This window comes from Litorilituus sediminis (genome assembly GCF_004295665.1).
In the GTDB taxonomy this organism is placed as follows: Bacteria; Pseudomonadota; Gammaproteobacteria; order Enterobacterales; family Alteromonadaceae; genus Colwellia; species Colwellia sediminis.
The window spans coordinates 989141-1014181 of record NZ_CP034759.1; the positions used below are offsets into that span (position 1 = coordinate 989141).

Genomic DNA, 25041 nt, shown 5'->3' on the forward strand with positions numbered 1-25041 from the left:
GCAGAGAAAATAAATACTAAAGATAGAACAAATATGGCAATTGAACATTTTTCTTCGCTTAAACAGCACTTATCGACTCAAATTATCGGGCAGCAGGCACTCGTTGAAAATTTACTCATTGCTTTGCTCGCAGACGGCCACTTAATTGTTGAAGGCCCGCCTGGTTTAGCTAAAACTCGCGCAGTAAACGCCTTAGCCGATGGCTTAGAAGCTGACTTTCACCGCATTCAATTTACGCCAGATTTATTACCAGCTGATTTAACTGGTACGGACATTTACAGACCAGAAGACGGCAGCTTTGTTTTTCAACCCGGGCCACTGTTTCAAAACTTGGTATTGGCAGATGAAATAAACCGTGCCCCAGCTAAAGTTCAATCAGCACTATTAGAAGCCATGGCAGAAGGTCAAATTACCGTCGGTAGAAAAACCTATGCCTTGCCTGAGCTTTTTTTAGTTATGGCGACACAAAACCCAATTGAGCAAGAAGGTACCTATCCGTTACCAGAAGCGCAATTAGACAGGTTTTTAATGCACCTAGAAATTGATTACCCTGATGCTGATAGCGAGCTAGAGATATTAAAACTCAATCGTGGTGAAGCAAGTGCAGCAAATACTACAGAAGCTGAAGCCAAAACGGCACTGAGAGTATTAAGCCAACAAGAAATTTTTGCTGCCAGACAACAAGTACTTGATATTCATATGGCACCAGCGCTAGAAAAATACTTAGTTGACCTTATCATTGCCACACGTCAGCCAGAAAAATACGATGATAAGCTAAAAGCATGGTTAGCATTTGGTGCTAGCCCACGTGCCACAATAGCGCTTGATCGCTGTGCACGTGCTCGCGCTTGGCTACATAACCGTGACTTTGTTAGCCCTGACGATATTCAAGCTGTATTTCATAATGTACTGCGCCATCGCATATTACTTAGCTACCAAGCAGAAGCTGAAGGTATTACCGCAAACCAAGTGCTAGATCATTTATTAACCTTAGTTGCCGTAGGCTAATAGTTGAATATAACTGAGTAGTAACTATGTGGTTTAAGCAAGAAAAGTCTGACGCCTCAGGCATGAGTGAACAATGTCAGTCGCACTTAACTAACCTGCGCACCAATGGCGTCAATGTCACCATTGCTGAGCTTTTACAGTATCAAAGTAAAAGCCACTTAATTGATCTGAGCGCGCGCAAGAATATTCACGGCAAACAAGCGGGTAATTACTTATCTCGCAGTAAAGGCCGAGGTATGGAGTTTGATGAAGTTCGTCACTACCAAACAGGTGATGATATTAGAGCTATTGACTGGCGAGTGACCGCGAGAACGGGTAAAACCCACACTAAGTTATTTCGCGAAGAAATAGAGCGCCCGGTATTAGTAGCAACCGATCTCTCAAATAATATGCACTTTGGTAGCCAATTATTATTTAAGTCAGTACAAGCTTGTCATATAGCTGCACTAGTCGCTTGGCACGCTAAATCACGCGGTGATCGCCTTGGCGGTATTGTCTTTAATCAACACAGTCATGTTGAACTAAAACCGCGCAGCAGAAAAGAAGGTGTTTTGCATTATCTACACGCTTTAACATCCATTCATGAAAGTGCGCAAACGAGTGAAAGCGATAATAATGGCTTTGAACAAAACTGTGCGCGCTTAAGGCAGCTAGCAAAGCCTGGCTCACTGGTTTATTTTATAACAGATGCTCATCCACTAAATAATAAAGAGCAGCAAAGTACCTTGCGCCACTTAAGCCAAATTTCACAGCACTGTGAACTGGTCATTTGCTTAGTTTATGATCCTATGGAGTTATCTTTACCGCAAAGTGACTTAAAAATATCTGTGAACCTAACGGATGGTTACAATCGTCAAACCTTAACATTAGGGGATAAAGACACCACTGATAAATACCACAATCAAGCCAGTGCAGCTTTTAAACGCAAGCAATATTTGCTATCAAAATCAGGTGCTAGAGTAATAGAGTTTAGTGCCGGAGAAACACTGGAAGGACAATTAAAACATGGAGTGAAAAACTAATGGCTTTAATTAGTTTATTTTTAGCTGCAAGCAACGCTCCGCAAATCGCTAATGCTCCAGCTAGCAATCAGCTTGCTCTTAAAGATATTCATCTTCCTGAGCAAATCTCTGCGTTTCCATTTGCTTACGGCTGGTGGCTTTTACTGTGCTTATGTCTAGTCTTCATTGTCTTGACGGTTATACAACTACAAAAACGTAAAAAGCTTAATCAAGTAAAAAAACAAGCAATAAAGTTATTAACTCCTGATATGTCTAGTGCTGACATGATTGCCCTATTAAAGTGGGCGGCAATGCATTACTTAGGGAGAGCTCGCCTGGCTCGTTTACATGGTGAGAGTTTACAAACATACCTTGCTGCGCAGTTACCAACAAAACATCAAGCAACATTTACCCGTTTATCGCAAGCGGCGTTTAGCAACCAATATCAAAAAAGCAGTGTCGAAAACACTACTGAGAGCTGCTTTCAAGCGGCTACACTTTGGCTTAACTATGCTTTACCAGTAAAGCAAGAGCAAGGAGGCAATCATGATTAATTTTGCTTGGCCTTGGCTCTTTCTATTACTGCCACTGCCGTTATTGGTGTACTACTTACCTGCCAAAAAAGCTGCGCAAGAAAGTGCCGCCCTTAAAATGCCATCACTGCCAAACATCGACGCTAGCACACAGGTAAACAGTCAAAACCGTAAAGCACCTATTGTCGTCTTGACAATATGTTGGTGCCTTTTCGTGTTAGCTCTCACCAGACCACAATGGCTAGGTGAAGCCATTGATATTCCAACACAAGGTCGTGAAATGATGATAGCGGTTGATCTATCAGGCAGTATGCAGATTGAAGACATGTCTTTAAGTGGCAATACTGTCAATCGTCTTGTCATGCTTAAATCCGTGCTTGGTGATTTTATTGAGCGCCGTGTTGGTGATCGCCTTGGCTTGATCCTTTTTGCCGATGATGCCTACATGCAAACCCCCATGACCTTTGATAGAAAAACAGTTAAGCAAATGCTAGATGAAAGCGAGCTTGGCCTAGTTGGCCGCAAAACAGCCATTGGCGATGCTATTGCTTTAGCGGTAAAACGTTTCGATGAAAAGCAACAATCAAACAAGGTATTGTTACTATTAACTGATGGTCAAAATACTGCCGGTAAAATCACCCCTGAGCAAGCACTTGAGTTAGCAATCGCAAAAGAAATCACCATCTACACCATAGGTATAGGCGCAGATGTTATGTTACAGCAGTCACTTTTTGGCACGCGTCGCGTGAATCCTTCTAGTGAGTTGGATGAGCAGAGCTTAGCTAATATAGCCGAACAAACAGGTGGTCAATACTTTCGAGCAAAAGACAGCCAAGGCATGGAAGAAATCTATACCTTGCTAGACTCTCTAGAGCCAATTGAGCAAGATCAGCAGCAAATGAGACCATTAACCGCCCTTTTTTATTGGCCTTTAGCACTCGCTGCACTTATCGCTTTGCTTTATCTCGTTATCACCAACATAGCTTTGCTGTTACCAAGGGCATTACAAGGTAATGGCAATAATCAATATAGCCAAGGTCAACGCTAGTATGATAAATGTCGACTTTTCTCAATTTTATAGCCAGTTTCACTTTGTTAGACCTTGGTGGTTATTAGCCTTTATCTTGCTATTTTTAGTGCTGTACATCATAAAAAAATACAGTGTTTTTCAATCTCCTTGGCACAAGCTGTTACCTAAACACCTCAGCGGTGTATTGCTTGAACAGAGTGAACAAAGCGAAACAAGCCACCGCAGAGTTAACAGCCAACAAATAAAAACATTGATATTAGGTTCTTGCATAATCATTGCCCTTGCAGGCCCTGCTTGGCAAAAAATTCCACAGCCGGTTTTTCAACTTGAGCGTGGCTCAGTACTTGTAATGGATATGTCTTACTCCATGTATTCAACCGACATAAAACCAAACAGGTTAACACGTGCACGCTATAAAGCTCTCGATTTACTGTCTCTGATTAATGAAGGTGATATAGGTTTAATCGCCTATGCTGGCGATGCCTTTACTATTAGTCCGCTAACGCAAGACATAAAAAACATTGAGCTATTAATGCCGTCTTTATCACCAGATATTATGCCTGCTCTTGGCGCTAATGCCTTAGCAGCATTAACGCTGGCAAGTGAATCCCTTAATAATTCGGGCCATATTAGTGGTGATATTTACTGGTTCACCGATGATATCGACAATGAGGAAATAGCAGACATTTACGCTTGGAGTAAGCAAAATTCCCACAAGCTTCACATCTTGGGCATTGGCACAGCACAAGGCGCGCCAATAAAACTGACCTCAGGTGAACTACTAAAAGATAATCTTGGCGCCATCGTTGTGCCTAAATTACCTGAAGCGAAATTAGCAGGCTTAGCCAAAAGAGGCCGAGGCGAATACAGCACTATACGCCATGACGACAGCGACCTTAAGCGACTTACACAACACTTAGTTAACGCGTCTGATGAAAAGGTTGCGAAAAAGCAGGAAAATCAACAAGAGCTGCAACAAGGAGACCAATACCATGAAGCTGGTCCTTGGCTACTTTTCATCGCTCTACCTATTTTATTAAGCTACTTTAGACGAGGAGCAATTGCCGCAAGCATGGCCTATTTGACGCCATTAATGCTCAGCTTTGCAATGATGAGTGCAAAGCCAGCTTTTGCCGAGCAACAAAGCTTAACAACAAATAAAACGGCAAATAACCAAGAAGTTGCCAGCAATAACACAGCGCAATCTGGCGTAAAGCAGTTTTGGCAAAACTTATGGAATACCAAAGATCAACAAGGGCAAAAACAATTTGATCAAGGTAATTACAGCGATGCTGCTAATAATTTTGAACATAGCCAATGGCAAGGTAGCGCCCACTATAAAGCGGGTAACTATCAAAAGGCACTCGATGCCTTTAAACAAAGTAATACGGGTGATGCCTTATACAACCAAGGTAATGCCCATGCGCAAATGCAACAATTTGATCAAGCAATTGATGCTTACAAACGAGCCCTAGAAAAAGACCCTAGCCTAACTGATGCTAAGGAAAACCTTGAAAAAATTGAAGCATTAAAACAGCAACAGCAAAACCAGCAACAAGGTGATAAGCAAAACCAACAGCAAGGTGAGCAGCAAAACCAGCAACAAGGTGATGAGCAAAACCAACAGCAAGGTGAACAACAAAACCAACAGCAAGGTGATGAGCAAAACCAACAGCAAGGTGAGCAGCAAAACCAGCAGCAAGGTGAGCAGCAAAACCAACAGCAAGGTGAGCAGCAAAACCAACAGCAAGGTGAACAGCAAAACCAACAACAAGCTGAGCAGCAAAATCAGCAGAAAACTGAACAAGATAAAGAGTCACAAGCAGCGCAGGCGCAAGAAGATAAAGATAAAGATAAAGATACAGACGAGAAAAGCCTAGCTCAGCAAGCAAGTGAACAAAAAGCACAAGAAGTACAGCAAAAGCATCAACAAATGCTTAATAAAGTGACCGATGATCCCTATTTACTACTACGCAATAAAATGCAGCTTGAATATCAAAAGCGTAAACAAGAAGGTCATCAGCAAGGAGTTAACAAAAAGTGGTAAACCTAAATTTTATCTATGTAACAAAAGTAATGCTGTTTATATTGGCAACTCTTTTTAGCCAAGGCGCTTTTGCATTAACTCAAGTAACTGCTTCAGTGGATAAAAACCCGGCCATGGTCAATGAGTCTATTGTACTTACCGTAATAGCGAATGATGACGTTAATAGAAATGCGCTAGATACCAGCCCACTAAAAGCTGACTTTATTGTCGGTCAAACCTCTGTTAGTTCACAAACCAGTATGGTTAACTTTAAAACCAGCAGAACAACGCAATGGCAAATAGTACTGATAGCAAAAAAGGCGGGCAAAATAACCATTCCAGCCTTAAGTGTTGACAATATTACCAGCAATGCCATTGAACTAACCGTCTTAGAGCAAAATGCTGCTGGAGCCAACAATCAACAAGACATATTTATTACCAGTGAACTATCAGCAAGTGAAGTCTATGTTCAACAGCTATTAACACTCACGTTAAAGCTACATTTTGCCGTTGAGTTAAAGAGTGGTAACTTAACAGAGCCTGCAATCCCCGGCGCAACCATTGAGAAAATAGGCCAAGATCAACAAAGCGATGGCATCATTAATGGCAAGCGTTATCGCATCATAGAGCAAACCTACGCTATAACACCTGAGCAAAGTGGCACTTTTGAAATTGCTGCACCGCTATTTTCTGGTGAAGTTATGATGCCATCTAGAAGACGTTCAAATTTCTTAAGCTTTGCTGAAACTAAGCCCGTTAGTATTTTAGGTGATACCATGTCTTTAACGGTACGCCCTATTCCTGCAAGCTTTAATCAAAGTAATAGCAACAACCAATGGCTACCAAGCGAGCTGCTAACCTTACATCAAGAATGGCAAACTACTCACGATAAGTTTACTGTAGGTGAGCCTATTACCCGCACGATTACTTTAACTGCGGCAGGCTTGTCTAAAGCGCAACTACCTGAAATAAAAATGGCAACGCCAAAAGGCTTAAAAGTTTATCCTGATCAAGCACAGCTACACTCAAACTTAAGCAAAGAAAGGTTAGTAAGCCAAAAAATTCAAAACTTCGCCATTGTTGCTAGCAAGCCTGGTACCTATGAGTTACCTGCAATTGAAATCACATGGTTTAATACCGTTACCAATAAAATAGCGCGCGCCACCCTGCCAGCTCAAAGTATCACAGTGCACGCCAGCGAAGATAGCAATCAACAATACACTGAAAACCGAGCAGTCGAGCCTAGTCAGGCACCTTTAGCGGCAAGTAAAGCACAGCAGCCTTCGCCAACAATAATTACTGACTCTACCTCTATTAACGTTTGGTTGGTCGCTTTACTTACCCTATTATGGTTACTGACGGTATTAGCTTGGTATTTCCATGTTCGCGCCTTAAAACAAAGACAGCCAGTAGAAAAAGTTACTACTAGCGTCAGCAATAGCGGCCAATACTATCTAAAATTACTGGCCGCTTGTAAGCAAAATAATGCTAAGCTTGCCTTAGAGTTACTCTTGCCATGGCTTAATCAGTTACTTTATTCAAGCAACCAGCAAAAAATTACAGATTTAGCGCAGGCGCAAGCTGTTGTGAAAAACAACGACTTTGATAGTGCCACCAACAGCCTGTTAGAGTACCTTTATGGTAAAAGCGCTCAGGAAAATAAAGGTAGTTGGCAAGGTAAAGCGCTACTACAAGCTATTGAGGTCATTAATAAACAACAACATACCACTTCCTCTAGTTCAACAGTACAACTCAACCCGTAATCCCCAGCGTTGCGCTCATCAAATATTTTGATGAGCGTTAGCTATACTAAAATTATTTTGCAATTAATTCAGTTTTTCTGAAATAGAGTTAAACCCTCGCAGGTCTCTAATAATATGATTACAAAACAAGTTAGATACGAAGCGCTTGTTAAGGCGCTACATGGTGATTTATACCGCTATGCCTATTGGCTTTGTCGAGATAAGCAAGTAGCTGAGGACTTGGTTCAAGAAACCTTTCTGCGCGCTTGGCGTGCTCTCGACTCGCTAAAAGATGAAAAAGCGGCAAAATCATGGTTAATAACAATATTACGCAGAGAAAACGCCAGACGGTTTGAGCGAAAACGCTTTGATATGGGAGAGTTTGACGAAGCCAATATAACTGACACACAGTCGCTCAGCAATGAGCAGGATATGGAAAACCAATGGCTGCGGGATAAAATTGCCCAATTACCCATGGAGTACTCAGAGCCTTTGGTACTGCAAGTATTAGGCGGTTTTAGCGGCGAAGATATCGCTAAAATTTTAAAACTTAACAAAAACACAGTAATGACACGCTTATTTAGAGCACGAAATCAATTGAAAGAAGCCATAGAGGCTGAGCCAGAGCAACGAGGTTTAAATAATGGATGAGTTACAATTTAGACGTAGTATCTACGCCGATCCAAAAAGCCAAGATGAAGAGATACTGGCAGCACAACAAAATGATCCAGCGAAAAAGCAATTTGCTAAAGAGTTGGCTCAATTAGACGATAAAATAGCCAGTGCGCTAAATGTGCCTGTACCTGAGGATTTATCTAACAAACTTATTCTTAGACAAACCCTAGCAAGTCATCAAATGCACAAACGCAAAAAGCGTATACATTTAGCACTAGCAGCCTCTGTTGCTGTTATTGCAGGCCTATTAATTAACTTTGTGCAATTTTCTAGTGCTTATTCTAATTTAGGCGATCACGCACTAGCTCATGTTTATCATGAACAAGGTTACTTCTCTAACAATGATAAAGAGCGCGTTAGCTTAACATCACTTAATGAGAAAATGGCAGACTTTAACGGTAGCTTTAGCGAACAAGTTGGTGAATTACTCTTTGCTGATTTTTGTCGCTTTGATGGTATGAGAAGTCTGCACTTGGTATTTCAAGGTAAAACAAGCCCTGTCACTGTGTTTGTCGTCCCTAAAAATGAAGAGTTGGCATTTAGCTCAAAGTTTAATGATACACAGTTATTTGGTGAATCACTTAAATTCGACAATGCTAACGTGATTGTTATTGGTGATAAAAATGAGCAATTATCAACTTGGCAAAGCACACTAAATAATACGCTTTCTTGGTCTATTTAGGTCATTTTCAATCACAACAGCTCTAACTAAGCTTATCCTGTTTATAACCAGTCAATAAGATAAGCTTAAATTTATTATTAATATTTTCATCATTTATGTATTTATTGGTTGACACTAATAGCTAAAGCCTTTAAAAATAGTGCTATATAAATTGTTAACCGAAACTTAATTGCATAAATGAAATTAATCAACGTCCTCGTCGTCTTACTCTCTGTGGTAGTGGTTGTCAAATCACTGCGGGGTTAGGTTGTGTTGAAAAAAAGTTTCTAACAAAAAGAATTTACCAACCCCCGCTCTAGTTTAGACCGGGGGTTTTTTGTACTTATAGCAAATGAATTAAGCGCTAAGTAATTAGCCATTTTAGTACTAAGAATTATTAAACTTTACATATTTATTGATAAATAGAGCCAAGGTGACCCTATGACAGAACAGCTTTTTAGCGGTGCAGAAATGGTAGTAAAATCATTATCCGCACTAAACGTAAAATATATATTTGGTTACCCTGGAGGCTCGGTACTCGATATATATGATGCTATTTTTCAACAAGATGAAATAGAACACATTTTAGTACGCCATGAACAAGCAGCAACCCACATGGCAGACGGTTATGCTCGTGCAACCGGTGAAGTAGGCGTTGTACTAGCCACATCAGGTCCCGGCGCAACCAACTGTGTTACCGGCATAGCAACCGCTTACATGGATTCAATCCCTATGGTAGTGTTAGCAGGTCAAGTTGCTACTTCCCTGATTGGTAATGATGCCTTTCAGGAAACCGATATTGTTGGCTGTACTCGCCCTATTATCAAACACAGCTTTAACTGCAGAACACTAGCAGATATTCCTGACGCCATTGCTAAAGCGTTTTATATCGCCAGCACGGGTCGCCCAGGGCCAGTTGTGGTTGAGCTACCAAAAGATATTTTGATCCCACAAAATACCGGTACTTTCAGCATTAATACTGATGTAAAAATGCGTTCATATAATCCAAATGTTAAGGGTCACCCTAAGCAAATACGTAAAGCCGTTAAAACCATTAAAGAAGCTAAAAGGCTGGTGGTTTATTCTGGCGGCGGCATTGTTTTATCGGATGCCTCAGCGCTATTAACTGAATTAGTTGAAACTTTAAAAGCTCCTATTACCAATACGTTAATGGGTCTAGGTGGTATTTCAGGAACCCATGATAACTTTATTGGTATGTTAGGTATGCACGGTAGCTTAGAGGCCAATAAATCTATGGCTAATGCCGATGTCATCCTAGCACTGGGTGCAAGATTTGATGATCGCGTAACGAATAACGTTGAAAAGTTCTGTCCGAACGCCACCATTATTCATGTCGATATTGATCCGACCTCAATTTCAAAAACCATTAATGCTCACGTGCCTGTTGTTGGCTTAGTTGATGTAGTTATTCAGCAAATTTTAGATGAGCTAAAAGCAAGTGAATTTGAACCAGATGAAGAAGCATTATCACAATGGTGGCAGCAAATTAACTTATGGCGTGATATGAAAAGTATCAGCTATACCCAAAAACCAGATGAGAAAATCAAACCGCAACGCGTTGTTGAAGCCATGTATAGAATTACCAACGGCGAAGCTTATATTGCTTCTGATGTAGGTCAGCATCAAATGTTTGCTGCACAGTACTACGCCTTTGAAAAGCCACGTCAGTGGATTAATTCTGGCGGTGCTGGCACCATGGGCTTTGGCTTACCTGCTGCTATGGGCGCCAAATTAGCCTTCCCTGATAAGCACGTAATTTGTATTACTGGTGATGGTTCAATCCAAATGAACATTCAAGAGCTTTCTACTTGTATGCAGTACAACTTACCTGTAGTTATTGTTGCCTTGAATAACCGCTCATTAGGTATGGTGCGCCAGTGGCAAGATATGGTTTATGGCGGCAGACATTCTTCATCTTATATGGAGTCATTACCTGATTTTTGTAAATTAGCCGAGTCTTATGGCCATGTTGGTATTCAAATCGATACATTAGATGAACTAGACAGCAAGCTAGAGCAAGCCTTTAGTATTAAGAACAAGCTAGTTTTTGTTGATGTATTAGTTGATGAAAAAGAACATGTTTACCCAATGCATATTCGCACTGGTGCAATCGATGATATGTGGTTAGCCAAAGGAGTAAAAGCATAATGCGTCGTATTTTAGCAATATTAATGGAAAACGAGCCAGGCTCACTATCACGTATTGTCGGGTTATTTTCACAACGCGCGTTTAATATCGAAAGCTTAACGGTTGCGCCAACAGAAGACAGCTCGTTATCGCGTATGACCATTGCCACTAAAGGCGATGACAAGATACTTGAACAAATTGTAAAACAAGTAAACAAGCTTATTGATGTTATCAAGATCACTGATATTACCGACAGAAGCCACTTAGAGCGTGAACTGTTACTGGTTAAAGTTGCCGCTATGAGTGATAAGTCTCGTACAGAAGTAAAGCGTATAACCGATATTTTCCGTGGCTCTATTGTTGATATTGGCAAGCAAATTTACACGGTACAACTTACTGGTGATGCCGAAAAGCTTAATGCCTTTATCGAGACCTTAAAGAACGAAACTGAAATTATTGAAGCGGTTCGCTCTGGTACTGTTGGTATTGCTCGAGGTGAAAAAGCACTGAGAATATAAATTTTCATAGTAACAAAGAGGTGCGCTCTGCACCTCTTTTTCTTGCCAACTATTTTTCTTAGCAATTCTTCACGATTCAGCTAAGTGTTATAGCAATTAAGTTGTGATTAAATAGGAAAACTAAACAGTAATCTAAAGGCGCTAAACTGCTCACTAAAACGATAACTGATCCCCAAACGCTCGATGCCAAGCCATGAGTAACCTAACACTTGATCAAACTTCATCGTTACCCCCGCTTCAAAACTATTACTTAAAGTAATGTTATTGCTATCATCAACATTGGCAAACTGCTTATGAGATAAAAAGTCGACTTCACTAAAATACCAAAATGAAGTCACAAATAGTCTAGGCTGATAAGTGTAACCAAGTAATTGATATTTATAAGGTAGACCAAGTTCAGCCCCCATTTGAATCGCAGCATAAGAGTCATTGGCATCAAAGCCATTGCCATTATAAGCGGCATAATATACTCGGCTTGCCCAAATGGCATCATAATTTGCGACATTAAAGTAATACAAACTAGAAAGACCAGCAGAATGCACACTGACATTACGATTAGTGCTTAAGTTTCTTGCGTAGCCAAAATCCAAATAGCTTTCAATCACTAAGTTATCACTATACTGATAACTTGCTGCAATGCCCGGTGTAAAGGTGAATGTTCCGACTTCATCAGGAAACTCTAAACCGGGCAAATCGGACAGCGAAAAGTCAAAGAACCCCAGCGACAAAGGTAGCCTTAAGCCATATGTTAGCTTTTCTTCTCGCGCGACTTCATAAGAAAAGGGCAAATTGATCAAGCTAGCATTTTGCCCTGTAGTCCGGTAAATACCACTGCCTAAATAATTAGCATACGCATAATGAACCAGCTCAACTTCTTCTGCAAAAGCCGATGGTATCCATGATAAAACTAGCCATAAAGCGGCATAAACATTAATTTTTTTACTTAATTTCATCCGTAAAAAAGATCACTCTAATTAATCAGCTTACTATAAGATAAACCTATTGATAAACACTTATACCAGCTAAAGATGACACAAAAAAGCCTGCTATTAAAAAATTAATAGCAGGCTTTTGTTTAATACCAAGTGAAATAACTCAATGGTTTAATTAACCAGAAATTTTCGCCCAAGTATCGCGTAAACCAACCGTTCTATTGAATACTAACTTACCAGGCTCATCAATACGGTTATCTAAACAAAAATACCCTTGACGCTCAAATTGATAAGCTTGCTCAGGTTTTGCTTCAGCTAATGCTGGCTCTACCTTAGCAGTTTCAAGTGTAATTAATGACTCAGGGTTGATAACTGAATGAAAATCATCTGAAGCTGCAGGGTTTGGTACGGTAAATAATCTATCGTATAAACGCACGGTAGCATCTAAGGCTTTCGTTTCCTCTACCCAGTGGATAACACCTTTGGGCTTAGTACCATCACTTGGATTTTTGCCTAACGTTTCAGGATCATAAGTACAGTAAACCGTGGTGACATTACCTTGCTCATCTTTATCGCAACGTGTTGCTGTGACAACATAAGCACCGCGTAAACGAACCGCTTTACCCAACACTAAGCGTTTGTACTTTTTATTCGCTTCTTCTTTAAAGTCTTCTGCTTCAATTAAAAGCTCTCTTGAAAACGGTACAATACGCGTTCCTTGACTTTCATCGCTTGGGTGATTCTTAACGGTTAACTCTTCTAATTGCCCTTCAGGGTAATTTTCAATAACCAATTTAATTGGCTCTAACACCGCCATAGCGCGTGGTGCATTATCATTAAGATCTTCACGAATACAGGCTTCTAACACACTCATTTCAACGGTGTTATCCATTTTCGTTACACCAATTCGCTTAGCAAATTCTCGCATTGATGCTGGTGTGTAACCACGACGTCGAAATGCTGCAATGGTTGGCATACGAGGATCATCCCAACCGTCCACTAACTTCTCTTCAACAAGTGTATTTAACTTGCGCTTACTCATTAAAGTATATTCAAGATTTAAGCGTGAGAACTCGTACTGATGCGGTGTTGCTGGTACAGACGTGTTTTCAATAACCCAGTCATATAAACGACGGTTATCCTGAAACTCTAAGGTACAAATTGAGTGCGTGATATTTTCAATAGCATCCGATAAACAGTGGGTAAAATCATACATAGGATAAATACACCACTTATCACCTGTTTGATGATGATGAGCAAAGCGAACACGATAGATAACTGGATCACGCATACACATAAAGCTCGAGCTCATATCAATCTTTGCTCTAAGTGCACATACACCTTCTTCAAACTCACCGTTTCTCATTTTTTCAAACAAGGCTAAGTTTTCTTCAACACTGGTATCTCGATATGGGCTGTTCTTTCCTGGCTTGTTTAAAGTACCACGGTACTCACGTGTTTCTTCAGCATTTAAGAAACACACATAAGCTAAGCCTTTTTCAATCAATTCAACAGCATAACCATGCAATTGCTCAAAATAATCAGAAGAGTAATGAACATCACCCGCCCACTCAAATCCTAACCACTTAACGTCTTCTTGAATGGCATTAACGTAGTCGATATCTTCTTTTTCAGGGTTAGTGTCATCAAATCGTAAGTTACACTGTCCTTGATAATCTTGCGCAATACCAAAGTTTAGGCAAATAGCTTTCGCATGGCCTATATGTAAAAAACCATTTGGCTCAGGTGGAAATCGCGTTTGCACACTGGTGTGCTTACCACTTGCTAGGTCAGCATCAATAATTTGGCGAATAAAATTACTTGGACGGTTTTCAGTATCCGACATTTAAAAATAACCTCAGAAAAATAAACAGATAAGATTCTATTAAGAATTAGTTCAGGCATTATATCAAGTGTTAACTGTATCGAATAGCATTTGATAATAGATTAAAGTAATTTAACTGGCAGGCATTACCTGCGTACGATTTAGATTGTTTAATCAGCATAAATGGAGTAATTATTTTTACCAACACCTTTTATCGCATACATGGCCTGATCTGCTTTTGCTAATAATTCAGCACCTGTGGTGCCATGACGCGGGTATTGAGAAATACCTATGCTTGCGGTGACATACAGCGCATGCTCGTTAAAGTAAACCGGCTGCTTAACGGCTTCAATCACTTTTTTAGCCACCTGCTCTATCGCTTTAACATGCTTAATATTGGTCATCACCACGATATATTCATCCCCGCCAATGCGAGCCACCGTATCTGTTTGTCTTAACTGAGCAACAATACGTTGCCCCGTGGTAATTAATACGTGATCGCCTGCCGCATGACCAAATTGGTCATTCACTTCTTTAAAGCCATCCAAGTCAAAAAACATCACCGCTGCCACTAAGTTATGACGCTGCGCTGATAAAATCGCCTGCTCTAGCCTATCCTTGCCTAAACGCAGTGAGGGTAAACCGGTTAAGGTATCATGATTAACTAAATGCTCAATGGTTTCTTTATCGTGCTTTTGCTGAGTAACATCTTTTTGTATGCAAACAAAGTTAACAATTTCATTTACTTGCGACTTAACCGGAAATATGGTGGTGTTTGTCCAATATAACTGGCTATCTTTGCGCTTATTTCGTAACTCACCTTGCCAGTAATTTCCTTGAGTGATAGTAGTATATAGCTGTCGATATGTTGACACACTGGTGTCGCCTGAACTCCACATACGAGGGTTTTTGCCAATTAGCTCTTCTTCCCGATAACCAGACATGCTACAAAAGTGTTTATTGACATAGTTGATTTTTCCTTCAGGTGAAGTAATGACGACACCATTTAAGGAGTTATCAACCACAAGTTTAAATAAATTGAGCGCCTCTGTTTTCGCTTCAAGCTGCTCTTGATAACGGTGCTCATTAGCACGATTAATTAATAGTTTAATCACCAGTATCAAAATAAGCACAATAGATAATGCGCCGTAAACGACACTAAACCATAAACGATTATGTGCGCTTGAGTTAAGCTTATTAAGTTTTGTTAATAAATTAGCCGTTATTTCAGTTTCAAGCGCTTGCAGCTGATTAATACGCTGTGTAGCATCGCTAAACCAAGTATCACTTTCAATGCTATTAAGGGGAAGTTGGCGCAGCTTGGCAATTTTCGCAAAAGATTCATGCTGCATTGCTTGCTGATAAAAACGAACAATATTCGCTTCTGCTAGCTGTTCAAATAATGCAAGGTGCGATTCTTCCATGGCTCTAATACGCGTGATGGCTGTCAATTTCTTTGCAGTGAAGCCCTGAGCACTATCTATATCAGCCAAATAAGCTCGCTCAATTCCGGCAAGCTCTTTACTCATCACTAAACTATAATAGGCATGCAGTAGATTGTTGACGGCAGCATCACTGGACAATTTAATCGCCTGTAATATGGTATCAATCAGCTGTTTGTTAAGCTGACTATAATAGTAAATGATCTCTTTTGATGACAAGGCAAATTCATCAATGCCATTGCGCTGACTTGCTAAGTCTTTAATACCTACAAGGGCTATAATTTCTTTAGCTACAGCAGGAACACCTAATTGCTGCTCAATAAATTGATTACGATTTACTAAGGCTATATTGGTGAGTTTACGTTGAGCGACTAATTGCTCAGCAAATTGCTGCCCTTGGCTATAAAAATAAACATTACTCATGCCTCGCTCTTTTTGCACTTCATGCACAAGCGCATTATTCACTAAGCTTAATTCAATTAACTTAATGGCATAGTCACTCTTATCAAGCGTTTTGAGTGCATGTTGAACAGTTATAAACGCGAAAACGACAATCGCCAAGGTTGGCAAGAAGGCCAACAGCAATAGATTTCTATTAGCAGTTAAAAACTTCATTAAATAACTCGGGGTCTACCTAATACAAATTTGAGCATTACTGAGCACACAGCCAAAGAAGATAATCAAATATAATACCAATTGAAATAATGCTTTAGTCATCTCAGAGCTATGTCAGAGGTGAGATAACAAGAAAGATATTGTGACAATATAGTTATCTACATTGAACAAATCTGCCGCTGTTATCTTGCCTCTGACAAGCTCCCAAAGGGCGAGTTTAAAAGGCTTACATGCTGCGTTACTGAACTTAACAAGGACGCTGCATGGATGCAGCATATTAGAGAATGCAGGAGCACATTCTCCTGAATAACCATTCTTTTCATCCAGCGCCTTGCCTCTAAACCCTTTAATTCTCGCTGAGAGAGCAAATCACTTTTTCACTTGGTATAATACCAATTGAATTAACTATTTCACTTGGTATAACTATAGTTTATGAGAACAGTATGTAAGTAAAATATTTTAGGGGCTATGTCTTGTTTGGCAAAATTATAACAAAAATAAGACTACCGATTGAACACTTGGTCAACATTTTATTGAATGAATTATTGCACTAAAGCAGGCTTAGAATACAAGTATTTAACTAAGAAGGGTAAAAAGCACTAATCATTTGCTTAAAGTAAATCATTAGTGCCAATTAAACTTGCATGAAATTTATGATGGAGAAAATTACCTTAACTTAAACACGCTTTAAGAGATAAGTTAACAGTTTGAAAGCTAAACCATTAATCTACACTGATATCAAGGTGAGTTCAGGTTAATTTTGCCACCGCCTCAAGCAACTGCTGTTTTAGTGCAGGATCAGTTAACGCTTGCTTTTCCATATCAAAATTATCAAAAAAGCTAGGGATCGACAGGCTTGCTCTAACATCTGCGGCAAAGAACTTAGCTGAGCCATTGGCCGCAGCAAGAACACTTGCGGCACCACCTGGGCCTGGTGAAGTTGCTAATAATAACATCGGCTTATTCTGATAAACGCCCATATCAATGCGTGATGTCCAATCAAATAAATTTTTATATGCCGCGGTATAAGAGCCATTATGCTCAGCAAAAGAAATAATAATGGCATCAGCTGCACCTAATTTAGCGTAAAATTGCTTAGCCTGTTCAGGTTGACCTAGCTGCTCTTCCCTATCCTGACTAAAAATGGGCATTTCATAATCATTAATATCTAATAACTCTACTTCTGCATCAGGAACTAACGATGCGGCATAACTTGCTAATTGTTTGTTGATTGACTTAGTACTGTTACTGGCTGCAAATGCTAATACTTTCATAATAATTCCTTATTGTTCATAAGATACTGACACTGGTCGTTGCGTTTTACTCAATTCGCTTACCAGCTGTTTTTCATTTGAAACTAGTGTACATTAAGCTTTATATGTAATTAATAACTCAATAGTTAAATCACTTTTTCCATATGACTTCTAATACTAAACTTTTTGACGGTATTGTTATTTTTCATCAAGTGGTCACTGCAGGCAGTTTTACTGCGGCAGCCCAGATAAGTAACCATTCAACCTCATTTATAAGTAAAGAAATAAACAAGCTAGAAGCACGCTTAGGGGTTAGGTTGCTCAATAGAACCACACGCTCCATTAGCTTAACCCCTGAAGGTAAGCTTTACTTTGAGCAGTGTGAGCAATTAATAGAAGATGCAGAATCATCACTATTAGATATTAATCAAAATAACAAAGAGCCTAGAGGCACATTAAAAATTAGCTGCCCAATCTCGTTTGGCTTAGACTATTTACAGCCAATATTATCAAGCTACGCAAAAGCAAACCCTAAAGTCTCTCTTGATATAGATTTTAGTGATCGTCATGTCGATGTAGTTCAAGATGGTTACGATCTTGTCATTAGAGCAACGCGAGAGCTCAACGAATCAAGCTTAATTTATCGAAAAATATATAGCTGTCAAAGTTATACTATAGCCTCACACGAATATATAAAAACGCATGGTAAACCTAGCTCACCAGAACAACTCAGCCAACACCAGTGTATTTGTTATAGTAATTTAAAAAACCCAAGTCGCTGGCAATACGACAAAAAAGATGGCTCAACGGTATCTGTTGATGTAAAACAGCATATTTTGTGTAACAGCTCGCAAATGGAACTCGCCATGGTGTTAGACGGACACGGTATTTGTCGGCTACCTAGCTTTTGTCTTGACGCAGCGTTAAAGTCAGGTCAATTAGCAGTGCTTTTTCCTGACTATATTGAAACTGAAATCAATGTTTATGCCCTTTACCCCAGCCGTAAACATCTGTCAGCAAAAGTTAGAAGCTTTATTGATGCCCTGGTTAATGCTTTTATTTAACCAGAGCATCAATAAAGCGTCACATAAGCCATGCGTTTATAGTCGTTATTTTTCTCTTAATTCTGTGTTATTTTGCAGAGAAATAGCCAGTTATCCCTAGGTTAAAATTTCTTATGCAAAGTTTAAGTTAATTAAACAGAATACTGATAAAAAATAGAAAATTGCATAAATGCCATTTACGGCATAAACTCAAGATATCGTAGACATTTTTCTCCTCACCTCAGTTATTGAATAAGGATTTTCAATGAAATCTTTTCTTAGCAAAAACTTCTGGAGTTCGCGCAACTATGAGCCATAAAATTTTATTAGTGGATGATGAGATCAATATTCTCAATTCATTTCGGCGAAACCTTCGAGGGCTTTTCGACTTTGATCTAGCTCAAAGTGGTGAAGAGGCATTAAAGCTAATAGACAACAAGAATAAGTATGCCGTGATCATTACTGATATGCAGATGCCCGTGATGAATGGTGTTGAACTACTCCAAGAAGTCAAAAAGAAATCCCCTAATACCGTACGCATTATGTTAACGGGCAATGTTGATCAAAAAACAGCTATTGACGCCTTACATATTGGCGATATATTTCGATTTATTAATAAGCCATGTAGCCACCAAGCATTAACTCAAGCGATTGAGGCTGGGATTGAGCAATATAATTTAGTTATCGCCGAAAAAATACTGCTCAATAAAACCTTAAAAAGAACATTAAATGTACTCTCTGAAGTGCTTACCATAGTCAATCCAAAAATCTTCGCTCATACAGTACAAATTAAAAAACACATGCTAGCGTTAGCAAAAACACTCAACTATCCAGTATCCTGGAGCTTTGAACCTATGATCCAGCTCTCTCAGCTTGGTTATGTGATGTTTCCTGATAATACGCTAAATCAAGGAGAAAGTGACGATACCTTGTCACTTGAGCAACGACAAATGATCGAGCGACACCCTTGTTTAGCAGCTGATCTTATTAGAAAAATTCCTAGAATGAATACCATAGCTCATACCATTTTATATCAAGAAAAATGTTTTAATGGTGAAGGTGTGCCACATGATGATGTAAAAGGCGAAGATATCCCTTATGGCGCCAGAATGTTAAAAATAGTGATTGATTATTTACGCTTTAAAAGAGCCGGCTCATCCACCAATCAAGCCTGCTTAGCCCTTGATGAACAGAATCAATATTACGATCCCAATATACTCAAAGCATTTAAAGAATCTGTCTGTGCCACTTCAGAACTAAGCCAAAAATTAATTAACCTTAGCGAACTAAAAGAGCAAATGATCATTCAAGAAGACATTTGCACCAAAACAGGCTTAGTGGTTATCACAAAAGGACAGGAAATAACGGAAGCATTACAGCGTATTATTGCTCATTGCGTAGAAAATGGCGCATTAAAAAGCAATACCAAAGTAACGGTTTGCCAAGCTAGTTAACCTGAGCTCGGCCTAATAAATAGCTCTCTAGCAGCTACTTTAACTTACTTCGGCGTTAAATTTACTTGCAATAGGCTGGCTATTGACGCGAAATTTGCCTTGAATTAAGTCCAATTATCAAGCTAGAGAATACATATGCAGACTAACTATCGATATTTCAAACGGTTAACTTATCTCTTAAACCGAGTTCAGATTAGTTAGATATTCTGTCTGAATTTAAGGCTTTTTGAAGTAGAAATAGCTGACTATTTCACATCAAAATAACGCAGAAGCCAGTAACAATAGCTACTAGATACGCATAGCTTAGATGGGGCTGAAGTTAATTATACTTAGTCACTTGTGATTGCCATTTTTCTAGTTTATCTGCTAAGGCAAAATGCTCGATAAATGCCGGTTCGATAGGCTGTCTTCTAAGTAGACGGCTGGCAACATAGACAGCAGCCCCAGAGCCAAAGTGAGACGCCATTAATTTTTCAGGGCTATGATGTAAAACAATATTTTCAATCAAGCTGTAAGAGAAATTCCATAAGTGTAATAAATAACCCGCTAATTGCGTATGATCAGTGTGAAACAACTCATGCTCTAGAGCAATATTATCATCATCTGCCTTACATCTTTGCAAGTATTCCGCCATAGCATCAGGCGAGACCTTGTATAAAATAAACTTACCAATATTGTGCAATAAGCCAACCAATACCGCTTCTTGACGTATGCCAGGCTCAACCATAGTAGCAGCAAATCGAGCAGTAGACAGACAATGTTTTTGTTCATCTGACACCGAAAATCCCGAATTATCATCAAGCTGAGAATAAGTTTCCGCCGCCATAACAATACTACAGACTAACTCTAACCCCAGTCTTGTAATCGCTTCAGTTAAACTCTCAACATGCTTAGCATTAGCAAAAAATGAAGTATTGGTTAGCTGTAATATTTTGGCGACCAAAGCTGGCTCTTGGGCAATAATAGTAGAAATTTTCTGCATATCGGTGGCATCCTCTTTAATAAAGGCATTAATCTGCATATAAACACGAGGAGCTGCTGGCAATGATTTAATTTCGCCAACCACTTGTTGCACTCGCTGATTAGGTAAGGCATTACGAGTTTTATAGATTTGATTGAGTAACGCTTCGATATGCTGGGGCTGACACGGCTTACTTAGCCATTGATGTGCGACAAAACTCGCTCTTTTTGACGCCTCTTCATCAGAATGACCTGATAAAATAATACGCACAGTTTGCGGATAAAGATCGGCTACTTTTGTTAAAAGCGCAGCACCATCCAGGCCTGGCATTCTCATATCTGAAACAACAAAGTCAACCGCTTGCTTTTGCAATAACTTCAAAGCTAACTCGGCGCTGTCAGCATAGTAAATTTGCCAGTCATTACGAAAAAATGCTCGTTTTAAGCCGCTTAAAATCATACGTTCATCATCAACAAACATGACCCTCATATTAATCCCTCCAGCGTTTCAACATCCTCTAGCACTTGAGTACTTTCACAACGAATGGGGAGGGAAATAATAAAAGTGCTGCCCTCGCCTAATATGCTATTAACATCTATTTTTCCTTGGTGCCTTTCAACAATAACCGAATATGCCAAACTTAGCCCTTGCCCCGTGCCTTTGCCAACACCTTTTGTGGTATAAAAAGGGTCAAATATTCGCGCTTGTACCTCTTCTGTCATACCAGCACCATTATCACAAATTTCGATAATGACAAATGTATCATTTTGATAGGTGGATATTTTTATCTCTCCTTTATACGAGTCGCGCGTTTTAGCTTTCTCTTCAATGGCATGAGCCGCATTGACAATGATATTTAAAAAGACCTGATTTAACTCATCACGAACACAATTTACTTTAGGTATATTCTCATCAAAGTGTGTTGTTAATTCTGCAATATAACGCCATTCATTTCTTGCAACGGTAATAGTAGTATCAATCGCTTCAGCAAGGCTGGTTAGCTGCATTTCTCCCTTACTGGGGTGAGAAAAGGACTTCATTGCTTTAACTATGGTAGAAATACGATGTAAACCTTCAAGCGATTGAGAGAGCGCCATAGGAATTTCTTCAAGTAAAAAATCTACATCCGCTTGCTCAATTAATGCTTGAAGCTGCTCTAGCTCGCTTGTCTTTAGTTCACCATCATTGCAAGCGATTAATGCTTGGCACTGCCTTATAACCGGTGCAATGCCGGTAAAGCTCGACTCTAAAAATGAGGTATTATCGATAACATATTGAGTCGGCGTATTAATTTCATGAGCAATACCTGCCGCTAGCTGACCAATAGACTCTAATTTTTGTGCTTGGTAAAGTTGCTTTTCCAATAACAGCCGCTCAGTAATATCTCGCATTACACAACTAAACATCACCTGAAAATCAATCACGAGTGTCATTTTTGAAAAATGTGCTTCTATTGGAAAAGTCTCACCATTTTTTTTAATGCCATCAATAACAACAGTTTGTCCTAATAACTCATGATCAAATAACACCACATCATCGACTAATTTAGAGTAAGTTACTGCTGGTACTAACTGCTCAATTTTTAATTGCTTAATTGCTTGCCCTGTTAAATTAAACATATTTTGTGCGGCGGTATTAGCAGAGACGATTTGTCCTTCAGGATCAATTAATAACAAGCCATCAGGTAAATGCTCAACAATATCTTTTTCTCTTATAGCACTCTCTTTTGCAGACAGTTCAGCTGCTTGTAAGCGCTTATCGATCAAGGCACACAAAACGGTTGTGATCACTAAGACGGAAATAATGCCGGCAATAGCGACAGGAATAACAAACGACCCATGTCCCATGGCATCCATGGGGGTAGTTCCTATTTTCTCAGACACGTAAAAACTAACCGACACCATAGCCATATAGTGCATGCTCGAGATCGTTGCTCCCATAACAGATGAACATAAAATACGTACAAGCCACTTATGTTTGTTTGTTTTGGTTTCAAGTGCAACAAGGTATAAGGTAATACTGGCTAAGACATAAGCAACGAGAATAGACGCTAAAAACAGTGGTAAGTTATAAACCATCAATGCGTTTGATAGCATAGCTTCCATACCAATAAAATGCATAGTGCCTATGCCTAAAGCTAAGGATAACGCAGATAACTGAATATTAAGGAAATCAAACTTGTAAAGGGTAATCTGTCTTAAGGTGAAATAAGCGCCAATAAAAATAGGTAAGACTGAAATAGTTGTTGTTAATGGGTCAAAAGACATTTCAACAGGCATAATATAGGCAAGCATGCCAGTGAAATGCATTGCCCATACACCAATGCCCAAAACAAAACTACCAAATAACAACCAAAATCGAATAATATTTTTATTATCAGAGGACCATACCCGATCAAGCACAACCAAGGTTGAATATGAAGCTAAAATAGCAACAACAATGGAAAGAAAAACTAAAGGAAAATTAAATTCTGAGCCGAGTAGCTGGTACTGTGTTTCATCAATGACTTTAAAGCGCCAAAATTCAAACATATCAATATCCTTATCTAGCTTTTATCCCTATTAATATTAGTTTAGGACAATAAGTAACAATCACAAGCTCCTACAGAGAAACTTCCAATCTAATCTACAAGCTAACCGCTATGGCTATTTTGATAAAAATTGTCGGTTAATTCAGCTTTATCTACTGACCAATTTATCGAGAGTTATTTTGCCGAACGAATATGTGAGTTGTTGAAATTTCGAGGAATTTACTAGTAAGCATATTTCATGCAATAAAATTAGCTTCATTAAAAAAATTTTTGCCAACCTAGCTCATTGAACTATAACTATATATAGACCAAATTAATAACAATAGGGTAAGTCTTTCATTTTACTGCTCAAAATAATCACTATCACAAACTATTTAAGGCCGTAACAACAAAAGAGTTGCCAATAAAGTCCGTTTATAAACACAAAGGAGCACCTTGGAGGCAAACTGATATAGCACTGCGCAACATGTGCACTATAAAAACAATAAGCATCTGCCCAAGGTAAACTGTCATGAACCAACACATATTTACGCTATTTCTCTGTTTAACATTGTTTTGGTTACTAAATTCTGGTCACTACAGCTTGTTAATTTTAAGTCTAGGTTTAGCCTCGATTATTCTGGTATTAATAATTAGCCAGCAAATGGACATTGTTGATCACGAATCACAACCTTTATATCTAACACCAATTATCTTTAGTTACTATGTCTGGCTTATTAAAGAAATAGTTAAAGCGAATATAACCGTGGTAAAACATATTTGGCTTGGTAAAGACAGTATTTCCCCGCAATTAAAAACCATAAAAATCTCTCAAAAAACAGATATGGGTAAAGTTATTTACGCCAACTCAATTACCTTAACCCCAGGTACGGTTGCCATAAAATTACAAGGTGATGAAATCCTTGTACATGCTTTACTCACAGCTAACATAGCATCATTAGAGCAAGGCGAAATGGACGCACGAATTAGTAAGCTGGAGAGCCAATGTTAGTTGCAGCTACGCTAGCTATTTTAGTCGCCATGATGCTTGCCATACTTAGAGGTATAGCAGGACCAAGCCTTTATGATCGAATCTTAGCGGTCAATATGTTTGCTACCAAAACGGTACTACTTATCTCACTGTTAGGCTTTGTTATGGGCCGAGCTGACTTTCTCGATATAGCGATTGTTTATGCACTGATCAATTTTATTAGTGTTATTGGTGTCTTACGTTACTCTGATACCGAGCAGTTTAGAGATAAACCAAACAAGACCTCTTCATCAAACAAGGAGCTGTAATAAGTGAATATGATAATCACACTACTAACAGGGCTGTGTTTAATTATTGGCAGCTTTCTTTGTATCTCTGCAGGTGTTGGTGTTTTAAGGTTCCCCGACTTTTATAGCCGCATGCACGCTGCTGGCGTCACCGATACATTAGGTGCTGCGTTAATTTTAATCGCTCTGATGATGCAAGCGCCAAATTTTTTGGTTGTAGCAAAATTAATCATGATTCTGCTATTAACCCTATTAATAAGCCCGACAACAAGCCATGTTCTCGCCAAAGCAGCATGGCGCAATGGGTTAAGACCTAGCTTAAGCGAAACCGAACCCTCCTTAAATAATAAAACTAAGGAGGCTCATCATCGAAGCGATAATTGATTT

General features: G+C 39.3%; 21 protein-coding genes. 15 read left to right on the plus strand and 6 right to left on the minus strand.

Features of this window, described 5'->3' with window-relative positions:
* The first annotated feature begins 33 nt into the window (after window positions 1-33).
* From EMK97_RS04415 to ilvN, 10 genes are all read left to right on the plus strand, one after another.
* A complete protein-coding gene (locus EMK97_RS04415) occupies window positions 34-1008 on the plus strand; it encodes an AAA family ATPase (RefSeq protein WP_130599807.1) in 975 nt (324 codons plus the stop codon).
* 26 nt (window positions 1009-1034) lie between these two features.
* Window positions 1035-2030: a DUF58 domain-containing protein gene (locus EMK97_RS04420; protein ID WP_130599809.1), complete on the plus strand. Its 996-nt coding sequence runs from the start codon at window positions 1035-1037 to the stop codon at window positions 2028-2030.
* Window positions 2030-2563: a DUF4381 domain-containing protein gene (locus EMK97_RS04425; protein ID WP_130599811.1), complete on the plus strand. Its 534-nt coding sequence runs from the start codon at window positions 2030-2032 to the stop codon at window positions 2561-2563. The genes EMK97_RS04420 and EMK97_RS04425 overlap by 1 nt, the downstream gene beginning before the upstream one ends.
* The gene (locus tag EMK97_RS04430) at window positions 2556-3590 is read left to right on the plus strand and encodes a vWA domain-containing protein (RefSeq protein ID WP_130599813.1); all 1035 of its coding nucleotides are present in this window, start codon (window positions 2556-2558) and stop codon (window positions 3588-3590) included. Before EMK97_RS04425 ends, EMK97_RS04430 begins: the two co-directional genes overlap by 8 nt.
* Entirely contained in the window at window positions 3556-5619 is a 2064-nt protein-coding gene (locus EMK97_RS04435) for a tetratricopeptide repeat protein (protein ID WP_130599815.1), read from the plus strand. The genes EMK97_RS04430 and EMK97_RS04435 overlap by 35 nt, the downstream gene beginning before the upstream one ends.
* Window positions 5613-7361, plus strand: a complete 1749-nt coding sequence (locus EMK97_RS04440) for a BatD family protein (protein ID WP_246028880.1) — start codon at window positions 5613-5615, stop codon at window positions 7359-7361. Before EMK97_RS04435 ends, EMK97_RS04440 begins: the two co-directional genes overlap by 7 nt.
* 114 nt (window positions 7362-7475) lie before the next feature.
* Window positions 7476-7991 carry a sigma-70 family RNA polymerase sigma factor gene (locus EMK97_RS04445; protein ID WP_130599817.1) on the plus strand — a complete coding sequence of 172 codons (516 nt, stop codon included), beginning with the start codon at window positions 7476-7478 and terminating at the stop codon, window positions 7989-7991.
* Window positions 7984-8697, plus strand: coding sequence for a DUF3379 family protein (locus EMK97_RS04450; protein WP_130599819.1), 714 nt, complete (start codon window positions 7984-7986; stop codon window positions 8695-8697). The genes EMK97_RS04445 and EMK97_RS04450 overlap by 8 nt, the downstream gene beginning before the upstream one ends.
* 420 nt (window positions 8698-9117) lie before the next feature.
* On the plus strand, window positions 9118-10845 hold the full coding sequence (locus EMK97_RS04455) for an acetolactate synthase 3 large subunit (protein WP_130599822.1): 1728 nt from the start codon (window positions 9118-9120) through the stop codon (window positions 10843-10845).
* Entirely contained in the window at window positions 10845-11342 is a 498-nt protein-coding gene (gene ilvN, locus EMK97_RS04460) for an acetolactate synthase small subunit (RefSeq protein WP_130599824.1), read from the plus strand. The genes EMK97_RS04455 and ilvN overlap by 1 nt, the downstream gene beginning before the upstream one ends.
* Before the next feature lie 107 nt (window positions 11343-11449).
* Here the strand turns inward: ilvN and EMK97_RS04465 are convergent, their stop codons facing one another.
* The 4 genes from EMK97_RS04465 to EMK97_RS04480 all read right to left on the minus strand — a co-directional run bounded on the left by EMK97_RS04465 (window position 11450) and on the right by EMK97_RS04480 (window position 17430).
* Complete coding sequence (locus EMK97_RS04465) at window positions 11450-12295, minus strand: hypothetical protein (RefSeq protein WP_246028881.1); 846 nt, start codon at window positions 12293-12295, stop codon at window positions 11450-11452.
* A 154-nt stretch (window positions 12296-12449) separates the two neighbouring features.
* On the minus strand, window positions 12450-14120 hold the full coding sequence (glnS, locus tag EMK97_RS04470; protein WP_130599826.1) for a glutamine--tRNA ligase: 1671 nt from the start codon (window positions 14118-14120) through the stop codon (window positions 12450-12452).
* A 149-nt stretch (window positions 14121-14269) separates the two neighbouring features.
* Window positions 14270-16156 (minus strand): diguanylate cyclase domain-containing protein, encoded by a 1887-nt coding sequence (locus EMK97_RS04475; RefSeq protein ID WP_130599828.1) that lies wholly within the window; start codon window positions 16154-16156, stop codon window positions 14270-14272.
* 749 nt (window positions 16157-16905) lie between these two features.
* The gene (locus EMK97_RS04480) at window positions 16906-17430 is read right to left on the minus strand and encodes an NADPH-dependent FMN reductase (protein ID WP_130599830.1); all 525 of its coding nucleotides are present in this window, start codon (window positions 17428-17430) and stop codon (window positions 16906-16908) included.
* Between the two features lie 143 nt (window positions 17431-17573).
* Between EMK97_RS04480 and EMK97_RS04485 the strand changes: the two genes are divergently transcribed.
* Both EMK97_RS04485 and EMK97_RS04490 read left to right on the plus strand, forming a co-directional pair.
* A complete protein-coding gene (locus EMK97_RS04485) occupies window positions 17574-18473 on the plus strand; it encodes a LysR family transcriptional regulator (RefSeq protein WP_130599832.1) in 900 nt (299 codons plus the stop codon).
* 287 nt (window positions 18474-18760) lie between these two features.
* Window positions 18761-19906, plus strand: a complete 1146-nt coding sequence (locus EMK97_RS04490; RefSeq protein ID WP_130599834.1) for an HD domain-containing phosphohydrolase — start codon at window positions 18761-18763, stop codon at window positions 19904-19906.
* Window positions 19907-20225: 319 nt separating this feature from the next.
* Here the strand turns inward: EMK97_RS04490 and EMK97_RS04495 are convergent, their stop codons facing one another.
* Window positions 20226-21356 (minus strand): HDOD domain-containing protein, encoded by a 1131-nt coding sequence (locus tag EMK97_RS04495; protein ID WP_130599837.1) that lies wholly within the window; start codon window positions 21354-21356, stop codon window positions 20226-20228.
* On the minus strand, window positions 21353-23398 hold the full coding sequence (locus EMK97_RS04500) for an MHYT domain-containing protein (RefSeq protein ID WP_130599839.1): 2046 nt from the start codon (window positions 23396-23398) through the stop codon (window positions 21353-21355). Before EMK97_RS04500 ends, EMK97_RS04495 begins: the two co-directional genes overlap by 4 nt.
* Before the next feature lie 510 nt (window positions 23399-23908).
* Between EMK97_RS04500 and EMK97_RS04505 the strand changes: the two genes are divergently transcribed.
* Genes EMK97_RS04505 through mnhG form a run of 3 tightly spaced genes read left to right on the plus strand, consistent with a single transcriptional unit; the run spans window position 23909 to window position 25038 of the window.
* Entirely contained in the window at window positions 23909-24388 is a 480-nt protein-coding gene (locus EMK97_RS04505) for a Na+/H+ antiporter subunit E (RefSeq protein ID WP_130599841.1), read from the plus strand.
* Window positions 24382-24675, plus strand: coding sequence for an MrpF/PhaF family protein (locus tag EMK97_RS04510; protein ID WP_130599843.1), 294 nt, complete (start codon window positions 24382-24384; stop codon window positions 24673-24675). The genes EMK97_RS04505 and EMK97_RS04510 overlap by 7 nt, the downstream gene beginning before the upstream one ends.
* 9 nt (window positions 24676-24684) lie before the next feature.
* Window positions 24685-25038 carry a monovalent cation/H(+) antiporter subunit G gene (gene mnhG / locus EMK97_RS04515; RefSeq protein WP_246028929.1) on the plus strand — a complete coding sequence of 118 codons (354 nt, stop codon included), beginning with the start codon at window positions 24685-24687 and terminating at the stop codon, window positions 25036-25038.
* The last annotated feature ends 3 nt before the right edge of the window (window positions 25039-25041 follow it).

What these genes read in the sequence shown, in the direction of transcription:
- EMK97_RS04415 (WP_130599807.1), top strand. Translation starts at nt 34, where the DNA reads ATGGCAATTGAACATTTTTCTTCGCTTAAACAGCACTTATCGACTCAA.
- EMK97_RS04420 (WP_130599809.1), top strand. Translation starts at nt 1,035, where the DNA reads ATGTGGTTTAAGCAAGAAAAGTCTGACGCCTCAGGCATGAGTGAACAA.
- EMK97_RS04425 (WP_130599811.1), top strand. Translation starts at nt 2,030, where the DNA reads ATGGCTTTAATTAGTTTATTTTTAGCTGCAAGCAACGCTCCGCAAATC.
- EMK97_RS04430 (WP_130599813.1), top strand. Translation starts at nt 2,556, where the DNA reads ATGATTAATTTTGCTTGGCCTTGGCTCTTTCTATTACTGCCACTGCCG.
- EMK97_RS04435 (WP_130599815.1), top strand. Translation starts at nt 3,556, where the DNA reads ATGGCAATAATCAATATAGCCAAGGTCAACGCTAGTATGATAAATGTC.
- EMK97_RS04445 (WP_130599817.1), top strand. Translation starts at nt 7,476, where the DNA reads ATGATTACAAAACAAGTTAGATACGAAGCGCTTGTTAAGGCGCTACAT.
- EMK97_RS04450 (WP_130599819.1), top strand. Translation starts at nt 7,984, where the DNA reads ATGGATGAGTTACAATTTAGACGTAGTATCTACGCCGATCCAAAAAGC.
- EMK97_RS04455 (WP_130599822.1), top strand. Translation starts at nt 9,118, where the DNA reads ATGACAGAACAGCTTTTTAGCGGTGCAGAAATGGTAGTAAAATCATTA.
- ilvN (WP_130599824.1), top strand. Translation starts at nt 10,845, where the DNA reads ATGCGTCGTATTTTAGCAATATTAATGGAAAACGAGCCAGGCTCACTA.
- EMK97_RS04465 (WP_246028881.1), bottom strand. Translation starts at nt 12,295, where the DNA reads ATGAAATTAAGTAAAAAAATTAATGTTTATGCCGCTTTATGGCTAGTT.
- glnS (WP_130599826.1), bottom strand. Translation starts at nt 14,120, where the DNA reads ATGTCGGATACTGAAAACCGTCCAAGTAATTTTATTCGCCAAATTATT.
- EMK97_RS04475 (WP_130599828.1), bottom strand. Translation starts at nt 16,156, where the DNA reads ATGAAGTTTTTAACTGCTAATAGAAATCTATTGCTGTTGGCCTTCTTG.
- EMK97_RS04480 (WP_130599830.1), bottom strand. Translation starts at nt 17,430, where the DNA reads ATGAAAGTATTAGCATTTGCAGCCAGTAACAGTACTAAGTCAATCAAC.
- EMK97_RS04485 (WP_130599832.1), top strand. Translation starts at nt 17,574, where the DNA reads ATGACTTCTAATACTAAACTTTTTGACGGTATTGTTATTTTTCATCAA.
- EMK97_RS04490 (WP_130599834.1), top strand. Translation starts at nt 18,761, where the DNA reads ATGAGCCATAAAATTTTATTAGTGGATGATGAGATCAATATTCTCAAT.
- EMK97_RS04495 (WP_130599837.1), bottom strand. Translation starts at nt 21,356, where the DNA reads ATGAGGGTCATGTTTGTTGATGATGAACGTATGATTTTAAGCGGCTTA.
- EMK97_RS04500 (WP_130599839.1), bottom strand. Translation starts at nt 23,398, where the DNA reads ATGTTTGAATTTTGGCGCTTTAAAGTCATTGATGAAACACAGTACCAG.
- EMK97_RS04505 (WP_130599841.1), top strand. Translation starts at nt 23,909, where the DNA reads ATGAACCAACACATATTTACGCTATTTCTCTGTTTAACATTGTTTTGG.
- EMK97_RS04510 (WP_130599843.1), top strand. Translation starts at nt 24,382, where the DNA reads ATGTTAGTTGCAGCTACGCTAGCTATTTTAGTCGCCATGATGCTTGCC.
- mnhG (WP_246028929.1), top strand. Translation starts at nt 24,685, where the DNA reads ATGATAATCACACTACTAACAGGGCTGTGTTTAATTATTGGCAGCTTT.